Below are 11,947 nucleotides of genomic sequence, written 5' to 3'. Positions count from 1 at the left end.
CGGGGTTCCTTCCGGGTAGGCGTCAGTTCTCGTCAGCGGCCTGGGCCGATGAGGATCCGAGATCGTGGGGGCGGGCGCCGAGATCCAGGGATCCTTCGGCGATACGGCGGACGGTGTCGATCAGCAGGCGCCGCTCGACGGGCTTGATGCGCTCATGCAGGGCGGACTCGGTGTCGCCCTCGTGCACCGGTACGCGCTCCTGCGCCAGGATCGGCCCGCTGTCGACGCCGTCGTCGACCACGATCACGCTGGCCCCGCTCTCGCTCACCCCGGCCGCGAGCGCGTCGCGCACGCCGTGCGCTCCGGGGAACTCGGGCAGGAATGCCGGGTGCGTGTTGATGATGTTCGGAGACCAGGCCGCGACGACGTCGCGCGGCAGCAGCCGCATGAGCCCGCTGAGCACGATGAGGTCCGGTCGCCAGACCTTGAGCTGGGCATCGAGCTCGGCGCCCCACGCTTCGCGGCTGTCGAATGCCTCCCAGGGCACGACGAAGGAGGGGATCCCGTACGCCTCGGCGTGGGCGAGACCGTCGGCCTCCCGATCGGCGCCGATCACGATGATGCGAGCCGGAAATCCGGGGTCGGCGGCCGCGTCGAGGAGGGCACGAAGATTCGAGCCGGTGCCCGAGATGAGAACGGCGACCGTCAGCACCCAGACAGTCTAGCCGGGAGCCAAGAGGGCGCCGTCCCCGAGACGCACCCGCCGTTCAGACCCGATCGTCGTCGATCCACGCGGCGTCGACATCGCCGTGCCGACGGGGTGCGAGCAGCAGGATCGCGGCACCGACCAGCACCTCCAGCCCGAGGGCGAGCGCGACCGGACCCGGATCCGGTCCCGCGACCGCCAGCCGGCCGGGGCCGAGGGATCCGGAGGACAGCGCCGCCAGCAGCGCGCCGAAGCCGCCCGCGAGCACGGCGATCCCGACCGCGGTCGCCAGGCGGGAGCCGATCCCGGCCTCCGCCCCCGCCGACACCTGCCGCGAGCGGATCAGCCACCCCGCGAAAGCACCCGCGGCCACCGGCACGAGCACGACGATGAGGAGCCACGGCGAGGACGAGTCGGGCACGAGGCCCAGCACGGGCACACCGGGCACCACGCCCAGTACGGTGCCCGCGGGTGAGACCGCGGTTCCGGCACCGATCGCGAAGCCGGGGCCGGCGATCCATGCCACGGCCCATGCCACGAGCGTCGGCAGGTAGGCCAGCTGAGCGAGCCCGATCACGACCACGCCGAGCGGGTCGGCACGCAGTGATTCGAACAGCGCCACGATCTGACCGCCGCGGAACAGCGCCGTGACGGCGACGGCGAGCCCCGCCGCACCGACCACGCCGGCCACGGCCGCCGCGGCGCCGCGCACGATGTCACCGGGGACGTGCGCCCAGTCGGGCCAGCGGTCCAGCGCGTCCTGCAGACGGTCGACGAGGCCGCCGTCGCCCTCGCCCCACGCCGTGGCGACCGCCCCGGCGAGAGCGCCGCACAGGAACACCAGCGGCGGGAACAGGATCGCGAGCCACAGCGGCGCCTTCAGCACCCCGAGCCCGCCCGTCAGCGCCGCGAACGCAGAGACCACGGCGAAGACCGCCGTGCCGCTCGCCACGCCGGTGAGCCAGGATCCGGCGAGCGCTGCTCGGCGCCCCGAGCGCGCTGCGAAGATCGCGGTGAACCCGAGGAAGAGAAGCGGAGGCACCGAGAGGGCGAAGGACGCCGCGGACGGATCCAGCCCGACCGCCCGCACCAGCGCATCAGGCAGTGCGACCGCGAGGGGCACGCCGTGCCCGAACTGCCAGAGCGTCGCGGCACTCGGCCAGAGCGCTCCCCAGTCGGCGCTCGCACCGAATGCGATCGCCCAGATCACCGTGAGCGGAGCGAGCAGCACGGCGAGGCCGATGGCCGCGGCGACGATCGCATCGACCGCCGCCAGGAGCACGATGAGGAGGCGTTGCATGACGGTTTCGAGCCTACGTGCTCCGCCTCGGCGGCCCTGACGGGCGCGCGGAAACGGAGCGTCGAACGCCTGCCGTGAACGGCCGCCGCGGCCGAGATCGTCCGCGCGGCGCACGGACCGCATCCGCGACGCGATACGGTCTTCCGCGGAGGTCTCTCATGACAACAGTCCCCCCGCCCGTGTCCGACCCGACCGCAACCGAGCCGAAGAACGCCGTCGACCGCTTCTTCGAGATCACCAAGCGCGGATCCACCCTCGGCACCGAGATCCGCGGAGGCATCGTCACGTTCGTGACGATGGCCTACATCGTGATCCTCAATCCGATCATCCTGTCCACCGCCGATGTCGCGGGCCATACGCTGCCCGGCGCAGCCGTCGCGGCCGCCACGGCGCTGACCGCCGGCGTCATGACGATCCTGTTCGGACTGATCGCCCGCCTGCCGTTCGCATTCGCGGCCGGGCTCGGCATCAACGCCTTCCTCGCGTTCACGGTGGTCAAATCGATCACCTGGCCCGAGGCCATGGCCCTCGTCATGATCAACGGCGTCATCATCGTCCTGCTCGCCGCGACCGGCCTGCGCAAGCTGATCTTCGACGCCGTGCCCGTGCAGCTCAAGCTCGCCATCACGGTCGGCATCGGCCTCTTCATCGCCTTCATCGGGTTCGTGAACGCCGGCTTCGTGACCTCGACGAAGCAGGCCTCTCCCCCGGTCGACCTCGGCGTCGGCGGATCCGTGGCCTCGATCCCCACGCTGCTGTTCGTCCTCACCCTCCTGATCGGAGGGGCGCTCATCGCCCTGCGCGTCAAGGGGGCCATCCTCATCGCGCTCGTGGGCGGCACCGTGCTCGCCGCGATCGTGAACCTCATCTGGCCGTTCGGCCAGGACTTCGGCTTCACGGGCAGCATCGTGAGCATCCCCGACCTGAGCCTGATCGGCCGGGTCGACTTCGGCTTCGACCTCGCCAAGGTCGGCGGCGTCGCCCTGGTCATGTTCGTCTTCACCCTGCTGTTCTCGAACTTCTTCGATGCGATGGGCACGATGACCGGCCTCGCGAAGGAGGCCGACCTGGCCGACGAGAAGGGCGACTTCCCCCGCATCAAGGCGGCCCTGGTGGTCGAGGGCGTCGGCGCGATCGTCGGCGGCGGCACGTCGTCCTCGTCCGCGACGGTGTTCGTCGAATCCGGCGCGGGCATCGGCGAAGGTGCGCGCACAGGCCTTGCGACGACGATCACGGGCGCGCTGTTCCTGCTCGCGATGTTCTTCACGCCGCTCACCGCCCTCGTGCCCAGCGCTGTCGCCGCGGCCGCGCTCGTGCTCGTCGGCGCCATGATGCTCTCACAGATCAAGAACATCGACCTCGGCGACTTCCGCGTGCTGCTGCCGGTGTTCCTCACGGTCACGGTCATGCCGATGACCTACTCGATCGCCAACGGCATCGGCGCCGGTTTCGTCAGCTGGATCGTCGTCAACGCGCTCACCGGCCGGATCAAGACGATCCACCCGCTGCTGTGGGTGGTCGGTGTCGGATTCGTGCTGTTCTTCGCCCGCGGGCCGATCGAGGCGCTGCTCGGCGCCTGACCGGACCCTCTGGACCCGCCGGATCCGCCAGATCCGCAGATCCGCTCGAGGCCCCCTCGCGGCGTCGAGGCCCCCTTCCGGGAACGCTCCGGGGAGGGGGCCTCGATCCTGAGAGGGGGTCTCGATGTGGTTGGACGGTCTCGCGCCGCCGCGCCGTCGGAACACCGCCACGCCGTCAGAGCACGAGCGGCACCCCGGCCTCCGGCACGCGCAGGCGATAGGCCAGCCCTGCGTAGCCGAACTCGCGCACCAGGCGCTCGCGGGTCTCGGAGAAGTGGTGCCAGCCCTCGGCGTGCACGGGCACGATGACGGCGTCGCCCAGCTCGCGCGCGGCGGCGACCGCGGTGCGCGCGTTGAGGGTGAGGTCGGCGTCGCCGAACCGCCCGACGTTGGCCGCTCCGGCGAAGAGCACGGCGATGTCGATCCGTCCGATCCTCGCCGCGATGTCTGCGACGAGTTCGACCGAGGCGTTGTCGCCCGAAACGTAGACGACCGGTCGCTCCGGCGCACGCAGCACGAAACCGGTCACGGTGCCGGACAGCGCCTCGGCGCCCTCCGGTCCATGCAGCGCCGGCACCGCGGTCACCTCGACATCGCCGAAGCGATGAGTCTGCCACGCGGAGAGCCCCGTCACGCCGTCGATGCGGCCGGCCGCCTCCGGGGTGGACAGCACGGCGCCCGCGCGCGGCAGGAAGGTCCGCCCGGCCTCGTCGAGGTTGTCGGGGTGCTGATCGTGCGAGAGCAGCACGGCATCGATCGCGCCCACCGCATCAGCCCCGAGCGCGGGCCCGCTCAGCTTGTGCAGGGCGATGCCGCCGTCGTAGCTGCGCGGTGCGTCGAAAGTCGGATCGGTCAGCAGGCGCAAGCCGGCGTATTCGATGATCGCGGTCGGCCCACCGACCAGGGTCAGGGTCACGGAGTTCTCGGTCATGGATCCATCGTGGCGACGTCCGTTCGGCCGCGGGAGTGGCCCTGACGACACTCTTCGATAAGATCGGGCCATGCGCCGCGCCGCCGTCCTCGCCTTCCCCGGGATCAGCCCGTTCCATCTGTCCGTGCCGCTGATGGTCTTCGGCGGCGTCGGAGTGCGTTCGGTCGAGGCCGCCTATCGCACGGTGACCGTCGCGGAGACGCCCGGTCCGGTGCGCACCGCTGCGGGGCTGGACCTCGTCGTGACGGAGGGGCTCGAGGCGTTCGCGTCCGCCGACCTCGTCGTGATTCCGAGCTGGGATCCGGAGGTCGCGCCCAGTGCCGCGCTGCTCGACGCCGTCCGCAAAGCGCACGCCCGCGGCGCGCGGATCCTGGGCCTGTGCCTCGGGACGTTCGTCGTCGCCGCGAGCGGCATCGCCGACGGCAGGGAGGTGTCCACGCACTGGTCGGCGGGGCCTCAGCTCGCCGCCCGGCATCCCGAGCTCACCGTGCGCTGCGAGGCGCTGTGGACCGACCTCGGCGACGTGGTCACCTCGGCCGGGGTGGCGGCGGCGCTGGACTGCTGCCTGCACATCGTCCGCACCGAGCTCGGCAGCGCCGTCGCCGCCGACCTCGCACGCTCACTCGTGATGGCCCCGCACCGGGAGGGTTCGCAGGCCCAGTTCCTGTCCCGCCCTCTCGCCGCCGACCCCGAGGGGGACGAGATCGACCGGGCCATCACCTGGGCTCTGGGACGGATCGCCGAACCCCCGCCTATCGACGCCTGGGCCGGCTCCGTGCACCTCTCCCGGCGCACGTTCACCCGGCGCTTCCGCGACCGCACGGGCACCAGCCCCGGCGACTGGCTGCTGCAGCGCCGCCTGGACGAGGCGCGGCGACTGCTCGAGACGTCCGGTCTGCCGATCGAGGCCGTCGCGACGCGCACGGGCTTCGGCGGTGCGGTGACCCTGCGCCATCACTTCCGGGCGCGCTTCGGCACCACCCCGGGCGCGCACCGGCGCGCGTTCGCGGATCCGGTCTGAACCCGGCGGAGCGACGGGAATCGACGAGGGGCCCCGGGCAGATCGCCCGGAGCCCCTCGTCGTGATGCTTACAGCGCGGCGTAGACCTCGCGGAGCAGCGCGGCGGTCTCGGACGGCGTCTTGCCGACCTTGACTCCGGCGGCCTCGAGAGCCTCCTTCTTCGCCTGCGCCGTGCCCGCCGAGCCGGAGACGATGGCGCCGGCGTGGCCCATGGTCTTGCCCTCGGGCGCGGTGAAGCCTGCGACGTAGCCGACGACGGGCTTGGTGACGTTGGCCTTGATGAAGTCGGCCGCGCGCTCCTCGGCGTCGCCGCCGATCTCGCCGATCATCACGATCGCCTTGGTCTCGGGGTCGGCCTCGAACGCGGCGAGCGCGTCGATGTGCGTGGTGCCGATGACCGGGTCGCCGCCGATGCCGATCGCGGTGGAGAAGCCCAGGTCGCGCAGCTCGAACATCATCTGGTAGGTCAGCGTGCCCGACTTCGAGACGAGACCGATCGGGCCCTTGCCCGTGATGTTCGCCGGGGTGATGCCCGCGAGCGCCTCGCCCGGAGTGATGATGCCGGGGCAGTTCGGACCGATGATGCGGGTCTTGTTGCCCTTCTCGGTCGCGTACGCCCACGCCTCGGCGGAGTCGCCGACCGGCACGCCCTCGGTGATGACCACGAGCAGCGGGATCTCGCTGTCGATGGCCTCGACCATCGCGTCCTTCGTGAACGCCGGCGGCACGAAGGCGACCGACACGTTGGCGCCCGTCTTCTCGATGGCCTCGGCGACGGAGGCGAACACCGGCAGCTCCACGGCGTTGCCGTCCTTGTCGGTGTGCGAGACCGTGGTTCCGGCCTTGCGCGCGTTCACGCCGCCGACGACGTTCGTGCCCGCCTTCAGCATGAGGGCGGTGTGCTTGGTGCCCTCGCCGCCCGTGATGCCCTGGACGATGACCTTGGAGTCCTTGTTGAGGTAGATCGACATGTTCGTTGTCCTTGTCTCGGAAGCCGGATCAGGCGTTCGCCAGCTCGGCGGCCTTGTCCGCGCCCTCGTCCATGGTGGCGGCGAGCGTGACGAGCGGGTGGTTGGCGGCGGCGAGGATCGCACGGCCCTCTTCGACCTGGTTGCCGTCGAGACGCACGACGAGCGGCTTGGTGGCCGCGTCGCCGAGGATCTCGAGCGCCTTGACGATGCCCTCTGCCACGGCCACGCAGCTGGTGATGCCGCCGAAGACGTTCACGAACACGCTCTTGACCTGCTCGTCGTTCAGGATGACGTCCAGACCGCTGGCCATGACCTGCGCGTTCGCGCCGCCGCCGATGTCCAGGAAGTTCGCGGGCTTCACGCCACCGTGGTTCTCGCCGGCGTAGGCGACCACGTCGAGGGTCGACATGACCAGACCCGCGCCGTTGCCGATGATGCCGACCTGACCGTCGAGCTTGACGTAGTTCAGGCCCGACTCCTTGGCCTTGGCCTCGAGCGGGTTCTCGGTCGCCTTGTCGGCGAGCTCCTCGTGCTCGGGGTGGCGCACCTCGCTGGCGTTGTCGTCGAGGGTGACCTTGCCGTCCAGGGCGATGATGTCGCCCTCCTCGGTCTGCACAAGGGGGTTGACCTCGACCAGGGTCGCGTCCTCGCCCTTGTAGACCTCGAACAGCTTCACGAAGACGTCGGCGACCTTCTCGGCCAGGCCCGGCTCGAAGTTCCCGGCCTTGGCGATCTCGAGGGCCTTGTCGAGCGTGATGCCCTCGAGCGGGTTGACCTCGACGCGGGCGAGCGCCTCGGGCTTCTCGACCGCGAGCTGCTCGATCTCCATGCCGCCCTCGACCGAGGCGAGACTCAGGTAGGAGCGGTTGGAGCGGTCCAGCAGCACCGAGAAGTAGAACTCGCGGGCGATGCGGGCGCCGGCGGCGACCATGACGCGCTTGACGACGTGGCCCTTGATGTCCAGACCCAGGATCGCCTTGGCGGCCTCGTACGCCTCGTCGGGGTTCTTGGCGACCTTGACACCACCTGCCTTGCCGCGGCCACCGGTCTTGACCTGCGCCTTGACGACGACCACGCCACCGAGCTTCTCCGCTGCTGCCTTCACCTCCTCAGGGGTGTCGGCGACGATGCCGGCGAGAACCGGCACCCCGTACTTCTCGAAAAGGTCTCGTGCCTGGTACTCGTAGAGGTCCACGTGCAGTCCTTCGCTGGTTGCGACGAATGGGACGCGACAGGAATTCTGTCGGGTGTCGATGTGAGTCGACCCGATAGGCCAGCCTACTACCGCGGAATCGCGCTTCTTGACCGCGCACCCAGCCATCGGCCGAGGCCCCGCGACGTCCGATGACTCAGCATTCCCGGCGCAGGATCCTGACAACTAGGCTCTCCTTCTATGACCGAGCACGCCGACGTGTCCCCCGCTCGCACCGCCGTGGTGCGTGCTGCGCTCGAGCTGTTCTCTGCCCAGGGCTTCGATTCGACCTCGGTCGAACAGATCGCCAAGGCCGCAGGCATCTCCCGCTCCACCTTCTTCCGGCAGTTCGGGGGCAAGGACGACGTCGTCTTCGCCGATCATGAGGAGCTCCTCGACGGCCTGCGCCGCTACCTCGAGCGCCCGCACGCCAACCCCTGGACGGCGGTGTGCGATGGGTCGCTGATGGTGTTCCGCGCGTTCGCCGCCGACCCGGAGATGGCCCGGCTGCGCTACCAGGTGGTCCGCGACGTTCCGACGCTGCGCGACCGCGAGATCGTGACGGTGTTCCGTTACGAGCGCCTGTTCGACGAGTACCTGCGCCGCTCGTTGCCGGATCTGGATCCGCTCGACGCGGTCGGGTTCGCCGCGCTCGTGACGGCCGTGCACAACCACGTGCTGCGCCGGCTGCTGCGCGGATCCCGTACCTCGGCCGCAGCTCTGCGTCGCGCACTCGACGACGTGCTGCGCCGCTACGGCGTGCATCCCGACGCCGCGGCGGATCCGGGTGAGGACTCGGTGGTCGTCGCCGTGTTCCCACGCTCGATGCCCATGGCGGAGATCACCCGCCGCCTGCGCGACGAGCTGGGCTGACCCGCAGTCGGCCCACCTCCCGCCCGCCGCAGCGCGGCGCCGTCGGGGTGCGCGAAAGCAGTCGATAGACGGTACGCTGTCTCATGAATCTTGAGACTGAGTCTCACTCCCCGGATGGAGACCCCATGAGCAACGACGCCCTCTTCCCCGGCGAAGCCGTCACCTCCTACGACGTGACCGGACGCTGCGGCACCGACTACTACGAGGTCTTCTCCGACATCCCCTCCGCCGACCGTGCGCACTGGGAGCGGGCGCAGGCCTACGTCGACGAGGTCGGCTCGCAGATGCAGGACGCGTGGGATCGTGCCGAGTACCCGCTCGCCGTCGCGCGCCGCATGGGCGAGATGGACCTCGTCGTGGACGGCATCGTCCACCCCGCCCTCACTCGCATGAGCCCTCTCGCCGCGGGGCTCGTGAACATGGAGATCTCCCGCGGCGACGGCTCCCTCGGCACCGTCCTCGCCGTGCAGGGCGGGCTCGCCCTGCGCACGCTCGCCCTGTTCGGCAGCCCCGAGCAGCAGGACCGCTGGCTCGTCCCGCTCGCCGACGGATCCGTGCTCGGATCCTTCGCACTCACCGAGCCCGATCACGGATCCGATTCCGTCTCGCTCGAGACCGTCGCGCGGCGCGACGGCGACGCGTGGGTCCTGCGCGGCGCGAAGAAATGGATCGGCAACGGCGCCTCTGGCGGCATCACCTTCGTCTGGGCGCGCATCGACGACGAGGGCGCGGCCGAGCACGGATCCGTGCGGTGCTTCGTCGTCGAGCAGGATCGCCCCGGATACCTCGGCTCCGTCATCACGGGCAAGGTGTCGCTGCGCGGCATCCACCAGGCGCACATCCGCCTGGACGACGTGCGCGTGCCGCTGGACGCGGTGCTGCCCGGCACGCGCAGCTTCAAGGACGCCTCGATCGTGCTGTACGCCACGCGTTCCGGCGTCGCCTGGTCGGCGCTCGGGCACGCCACCGCCTGCTACGAGGCCGCCCTCGCTTACGCGAAGACCCGGGTGCAGTTCGGCAAGCCGCTCGCGAAGTTCCAGATGGTCCAGGAGCGGCTCACGCACATGCTCGAGGAGCTCACCGCGATGCAGCTGTACTGCCGCCGCATGGCGGACATGGACGAGGCCGGCACACTCCGCCCGACGCAGGCGTCGCTGGCGAAGTTCCACAACACCCGCGCCGCACGACGTATCGCGTCGACGGCGCGCGATCTGCTCGGCGGCAATGGGATCCTGCTCGAGAACGGCGTCATGCAGCACATGGCCGACATCGAGGCGATCCACACCTACGAGGGCACCGAGAGCGTGCAGGCCCTGCTGATCGGCCGCGACATCACCGGGATGAGCGCTTTCGCCTGACGAGCGGGCCGTTCGTCCCAGACGCACGGCCCGCGCTGCGACTCAGTCGCAGCCGCAGCCTCCGGAAGGCGTCTTCACCATGAAGCAGACGTCGCAGATGCCGTAGTCGCGATCTTCGCGCGCAGTCGCCTTCGGGGCGCGCGGCTCCGGCTTCGGCTTCGCCGGGGTGCGGGTGCCTGCGGAGCGCGCCGGGCGCGAGACGCCGGCCGGTCCACCGAGCAGCTCGCTGGGGTGGGTGACGTAGAAGTACGGCGCCCTGCCCTCGCTCGGAGCGAGGGGAAGCACACGTCCGGCCACGACGACCTGCTCGCCCTCGGCGAAGCCGTTGGTGTAGGTGCGCCCGATGTGCAGGGCCGCGCCCTCGCCGAGGCGGATCGCCTCGATGTAGCGGCCGCGATCGATGAGGCTGCTGATGCCGACCGCTTCCACGATCGCACGGATGAAGTCGTAGTTCGCGGAGTCCATGCGGTGCGCGCGCAGGGCGTCCGCGAGGGACTTGTAAGGACGGGAGGTGCCAGTAGGGGTGGGACCCTGGACTTCATTCATATTGCTCCAAGCATCCCACGTTCTGCTCTGCGCGACCTGCGTGCGTGTAAGACTGGCCGCATGCCCCGCGCCACCGTCATCGGAAGCGGGCCGAACGGGCTCGCCGCGGCCGTCTCGCTCGCCCGGGCCGGCTACGTCGTCGAGGTGGTCGAGGCCGGCGCGACGATCGGCGGCGGGGTGCGCAGCGCCGAGGTCACCCTGCCCGGCTTCGTGCATGACGTCTGCTCGGCGGTGCATCCCGCCGCCTACTCCTCCCCGTTCCTGCGCGCCTTCGGCCGCGACCGGATCGACTGGATCATTCCCGAAGCGGCATATGCGCATCCCCTCGACGACGGGCGGGCGGGGATCGCCTGGCACGACCTGGAGCGCACGGCCGACGGGCTCGGCCCCGACGCCCGGGCCTGGCGTGCGCTGCTGCGCCCCCTGAGCTCGCACATCGAGGGCGTGCTGGACTTCACCGGAGGGTCCCTGCTGCGGTTCCCCCGCGACCCGGTCACCGCAGTGCGCTACGGGCTGCGCGCGCTCGAGCAGGGCTCCGCAATGGCGACGCGCACCTTCCGCACCCCGGAGGCGGCGGCGCTCGCGGCCGGCGTGGTCGCACACGCCAACACCGCTCTGCCGGCGCTGAGCGGCGCCGCGGCGGGCCTGCTGCTCATGGCCCAGGCGCACGCCGGCGGCTGGGCGTATCCGCGCGGGGGTGCGCAGCGGATCGCCGACGTGCTCGCCGAGGATCTGCGTGCGCACGGCGGCACGATCCGCACCGGCACGCGCGTGGTCGACCTCTCCGCACTGGACTGGGGGGATCCGCACCGCGGCGATCTGCTGCTGCTGAACACGTCGCCACGGCTGGCCCTCACGCTGTGCGACGTGCCGCCGCACTACGCGAAGGCGGTGCGCGCGTACCGCTACGGCGCGGCGGCGGCGAAAGTGGACTTCGCCCTCGACGGGCCGGTGCCGTGGGCCAATCCCGAGGTCGCCCTCGCCCCGACCGTGCACGTCGGCGGAACCCGCGCTCAGGTGTGGGCGAGCGAGAATGCCGTCGCCCAGGGGCGCGTCTCCGAGCGGCCGTACGCGCTCGTCGCGCAGCCCTCGGTACTGGACGACACCAGGGCCCCGGCCGGCAAGCAGGTGCTGTGGGCCTACATCCACGCCCCTGCGAACTCCGACGTCGACGCGACCGAGTTGGTCGTGCGGCAGATCGAGCGATACGCCCCCGGCTTCCGCGACCGCATCCTCGCCACCCACGCGGTCACTCCGCGCCAGCGCGCGCATCTCAACCCGGCCGAGATCGGCGGCGACATCTTCGGCGGCGCGTTCACGATGCGCCAGGCCGTGGTGCGCCCCGTACTCTCCCCCGCGCCGTGGCGCACGCCGATGCCGGGCGTCTACCTCGCCTCGGCCGCGACACCGCCAGGGCCCGGAGTAAACTTCATGGCGGGCTGGCACGCCGCCCGCACCGCGCTGGCCGACGCCGGCGAGCGCGTCGATCTAGGAGACCTGTTCGGATCCACGCCGGCGGGCTGACGATG

The 11,947-nt window shown here is 71.0% G+C and carries 11 protein-coding genes; 5 read left to right on the top strand and 6 right to left on the bottom strand.

The features are described 5' to 3' along the window. Positions 1–22 precede the first annotated feature (22 nt). Entirely contained in the window at positions 23–652 is a 630-nt protein-coding gene (gene purN / locus AC1DCT_RS15415; RefSeq protein ID WP_441977195.1) for a phosphoribosylglycinamide formyltransferase, read from the bottom strand. A gap of 55 nt (positions 653–707) precedes the next feature. After that, positions 708–1,946: a cell division protein PerM gene (locus AC1DCT_RS15410; protein ID WP_477231001.1), complete on the bottom strand. Its 1,239-nt coding sequence runs from the start codon at positions 1,944–1,946 to the stop codon at positions 708–710. A gap of 158 nt (positions 1,947–2,104) precedes the next feature. Here AC1DCT_RS15410 and AC1DCT_RS15405 point away from each other — a divergent pair, with 158 nt between their 5' ends. Then, on the top strand, positions 2,105–3,526 hold the full coding sequence (locus tag AC1DCT_RS15405; RefSeq protein ID WP_441977193.1) for an NCS2 family permease: 1,422 nt from the start codon (positions 2,105–2,107) through the stop codon (positions 3,524–3,526). A 175-nt stretch (positions 3,527–3,701) separates the two neighbouring features. Here AC1DCT_RS15405 and AC1DCT_RS15400 read toward each other — a convergent pair whose 3' ends face one another. Next, complete coding sequence (locus tag AC1DCT_RS15400) at positions 3,702–4,457, bottom strand: MBL fold metallo-hydrolase (RefSeq protein WP_477430191.1); 756 nt, start codon at positions 4,455–4,457, stop codon at positions 3,702–3,704. 70 nt (positions 4,458–4,527) lie between these two features. On the opposite strand from AC1DCT_RS15400, the gene AC1DCT_RS15395 reads away from it, so the two are divergent. Continuing rightward, positions 4,528–5,478 carry a GlxA family transcriptional regulator gene (locus AC1DCT_RS15395; protein WP_440733513.1) on the top strand — a complete coding sequence of 317 codons (951 nt, stop codon included), beginning with the start codon at positions 4,528–4,530 and terminating at the stop codon, positions 5,476–5,478. Positions 5,479–5,546: 68 nt separating this feature from the next. Here the strand turns inward: AC1DCT_RS15395 and sucD are convergent, their stop codons facing one another. Beyond that, the gene (gene sucD, locus AC1DCT_RS15390; RefSeq protein ID WP_477430189.1) at positions 5,547–6,449 is read right to left on the bottom strand and encodes a succinate--CoA ligase subunit alpha; all 903 of its coding nucleotides are present in this window, start codon (positions 6,447–6,449) and stop codon (positions 5,547–5,549) included. A 28-nt stretch (positions 6,450–6,477) separates the two neighbouring features. After that, the gene (sucC, locus tag AC1DCT_RS15385) at positions 6,478–7,644 is read right to left on the bottom strand and encodes an ADP-forming succinate--CoA ligase subunit beta (RefSeq protein WP_440733515.1); all 1,167 of its coding nucleotides are present in this window, start codon (positions 7,642–7,644) and stop codon (positions 6,478–6,480) included. A gap of 198 nt (positions 7,645–7,842) precedes the next feature. On the opposite strand from sucC, the gene AC1DCT_RS15380 reads away from it, so the two are divergent. Together AC1DCT_RS15380 and AC1DCT_RS15375 are read left to right on the top strand one after the other, a co-directional pair. Beyond that, a complete protein-coding gene (locus tag AC1DCT_RS15380; protein WP_477430187.1) occupies positions 7,843–8,514 on the top strand; it encodes a TetR family transcriptional regulator in 672 nt (223 codons plus the stop codon). Positions 8,515–8,639: 125 nt separating this feature from the next. After that, on the top strand, positions 8,640–9,872 hold the full coding sequence (locus AC1DCT_RS15375) for an acyl-CoA dehydrogenase family protein (protein WP_477430185.1): 1,233 nt from the start codon (positions 8,640–8,642) through the stop codon (positions 9,870–9,872). A gap of 42 nt (positions 9,873–9,914) precedes the next feature. Here AC1DCT_RS15375 and AC1DCT_RS15370 read toward each other — a convergent pair whose 3' ends face one another. Then, positions 9,915–10,418 (bottom strand): hypothetical protein, encoded by a 504-nt coding sequence (locus AC1DCT_RS15370; RefSeq protein WP_440733518.1) that lies wholly within the window; start codon positions 10,416–10,418, stop codon positions 9,915–9,917. Positions 10,419–10,478: 60 nt separating this feature from the next. Here AC1DCT_RS15370 and AC1DCT_RS15365 point away from each other — a divergent pair, with 60 nt between their 5' ends. Continuing rightward, complete coding sequence (locus AC1DCT_RS15365) at positions 10,479–11,942, top strand: phytoene desaturase family protein (RefSeq protein WP_477430183.1); 1,464 nt, start codon at positions 10,479–10,481, stop codon at positions 11,940–11,942. The last annotated feature ends 5 nt before the right edge of the window (positions 11,943–11,947 follow it).

It is taken from the genome of Microbacterium sp. 10L49, assembly GCF_056395125.1.
Note: the sequence above shows the minus strand (reverse complement) of the source record. Positions and strands in the feature narration are given on the sequence as shown.

Coding starts and splice junctions, on each gene's coding strand:
- sucD (WP_477430189.1), bottom strand. CDS start 6,449: ATGTCGATCTACCTCAACAAGGACTCCAAGGTCATCGTCCAGGGCATC.
- AC1DCT_RS15410 (WP_477231001.1), bottom strand. CDS start 1,946: ATGCAACGCCTCCTCATCGTGCTCCTGGCGGCGGTCGATGCGATCGTC.
- AC1DCT_RS15380 (WP_477430187.1), top strand. CDS start 7,843: ATGACCGAGCACGCCGACGTGTCCCCCGCTCGCACCGCCGTGGTGCGT.
- AC1DCT_RS15405 (WP_441977193.1), top strand. CDS start 2,105: ATGACAACAGTCCCCCCGCCCGTGTCCGACCCGACCGCAACCGAGCCG.
- AC1DCT_RS15370 (WP_440733518.1), bottom strand. CDS start 10,418: ATGAATGAAGTCCAGGGTCCCACCCCTACTGGCACCTCCCGTCCTTAC.
- AC1DCT_RS15395 (WP_440733513.1), top strand. CDS start 4,528: ATGCGCCGCGCCGCCGTCCTCGCCTTCCCCGGGATCAGCCCGTTCCAT.
- AC1DCT_RS15400 (WP_477430191.1), bottom strand. CDS start 4,457: ATGACCGAGAACTCCGTGACCCTGACCCTGGTCGGTGGGCCGACCGCG.
- AC1DCT_RS15375 (WP_477430185.1), top strand. CDS start 8,640: ATGAGCAACGACGCCCTCTTCCCCGGCGAAGCCGTCACCTCCTACGAC.
- AC1DCT_RS15365 (WP_477430183.1), top strand. CDS start 10,479: ATGCCCCGCGCCACCGTCATCGGAAGCGGGCCGAACGGGCTCGCCGCG.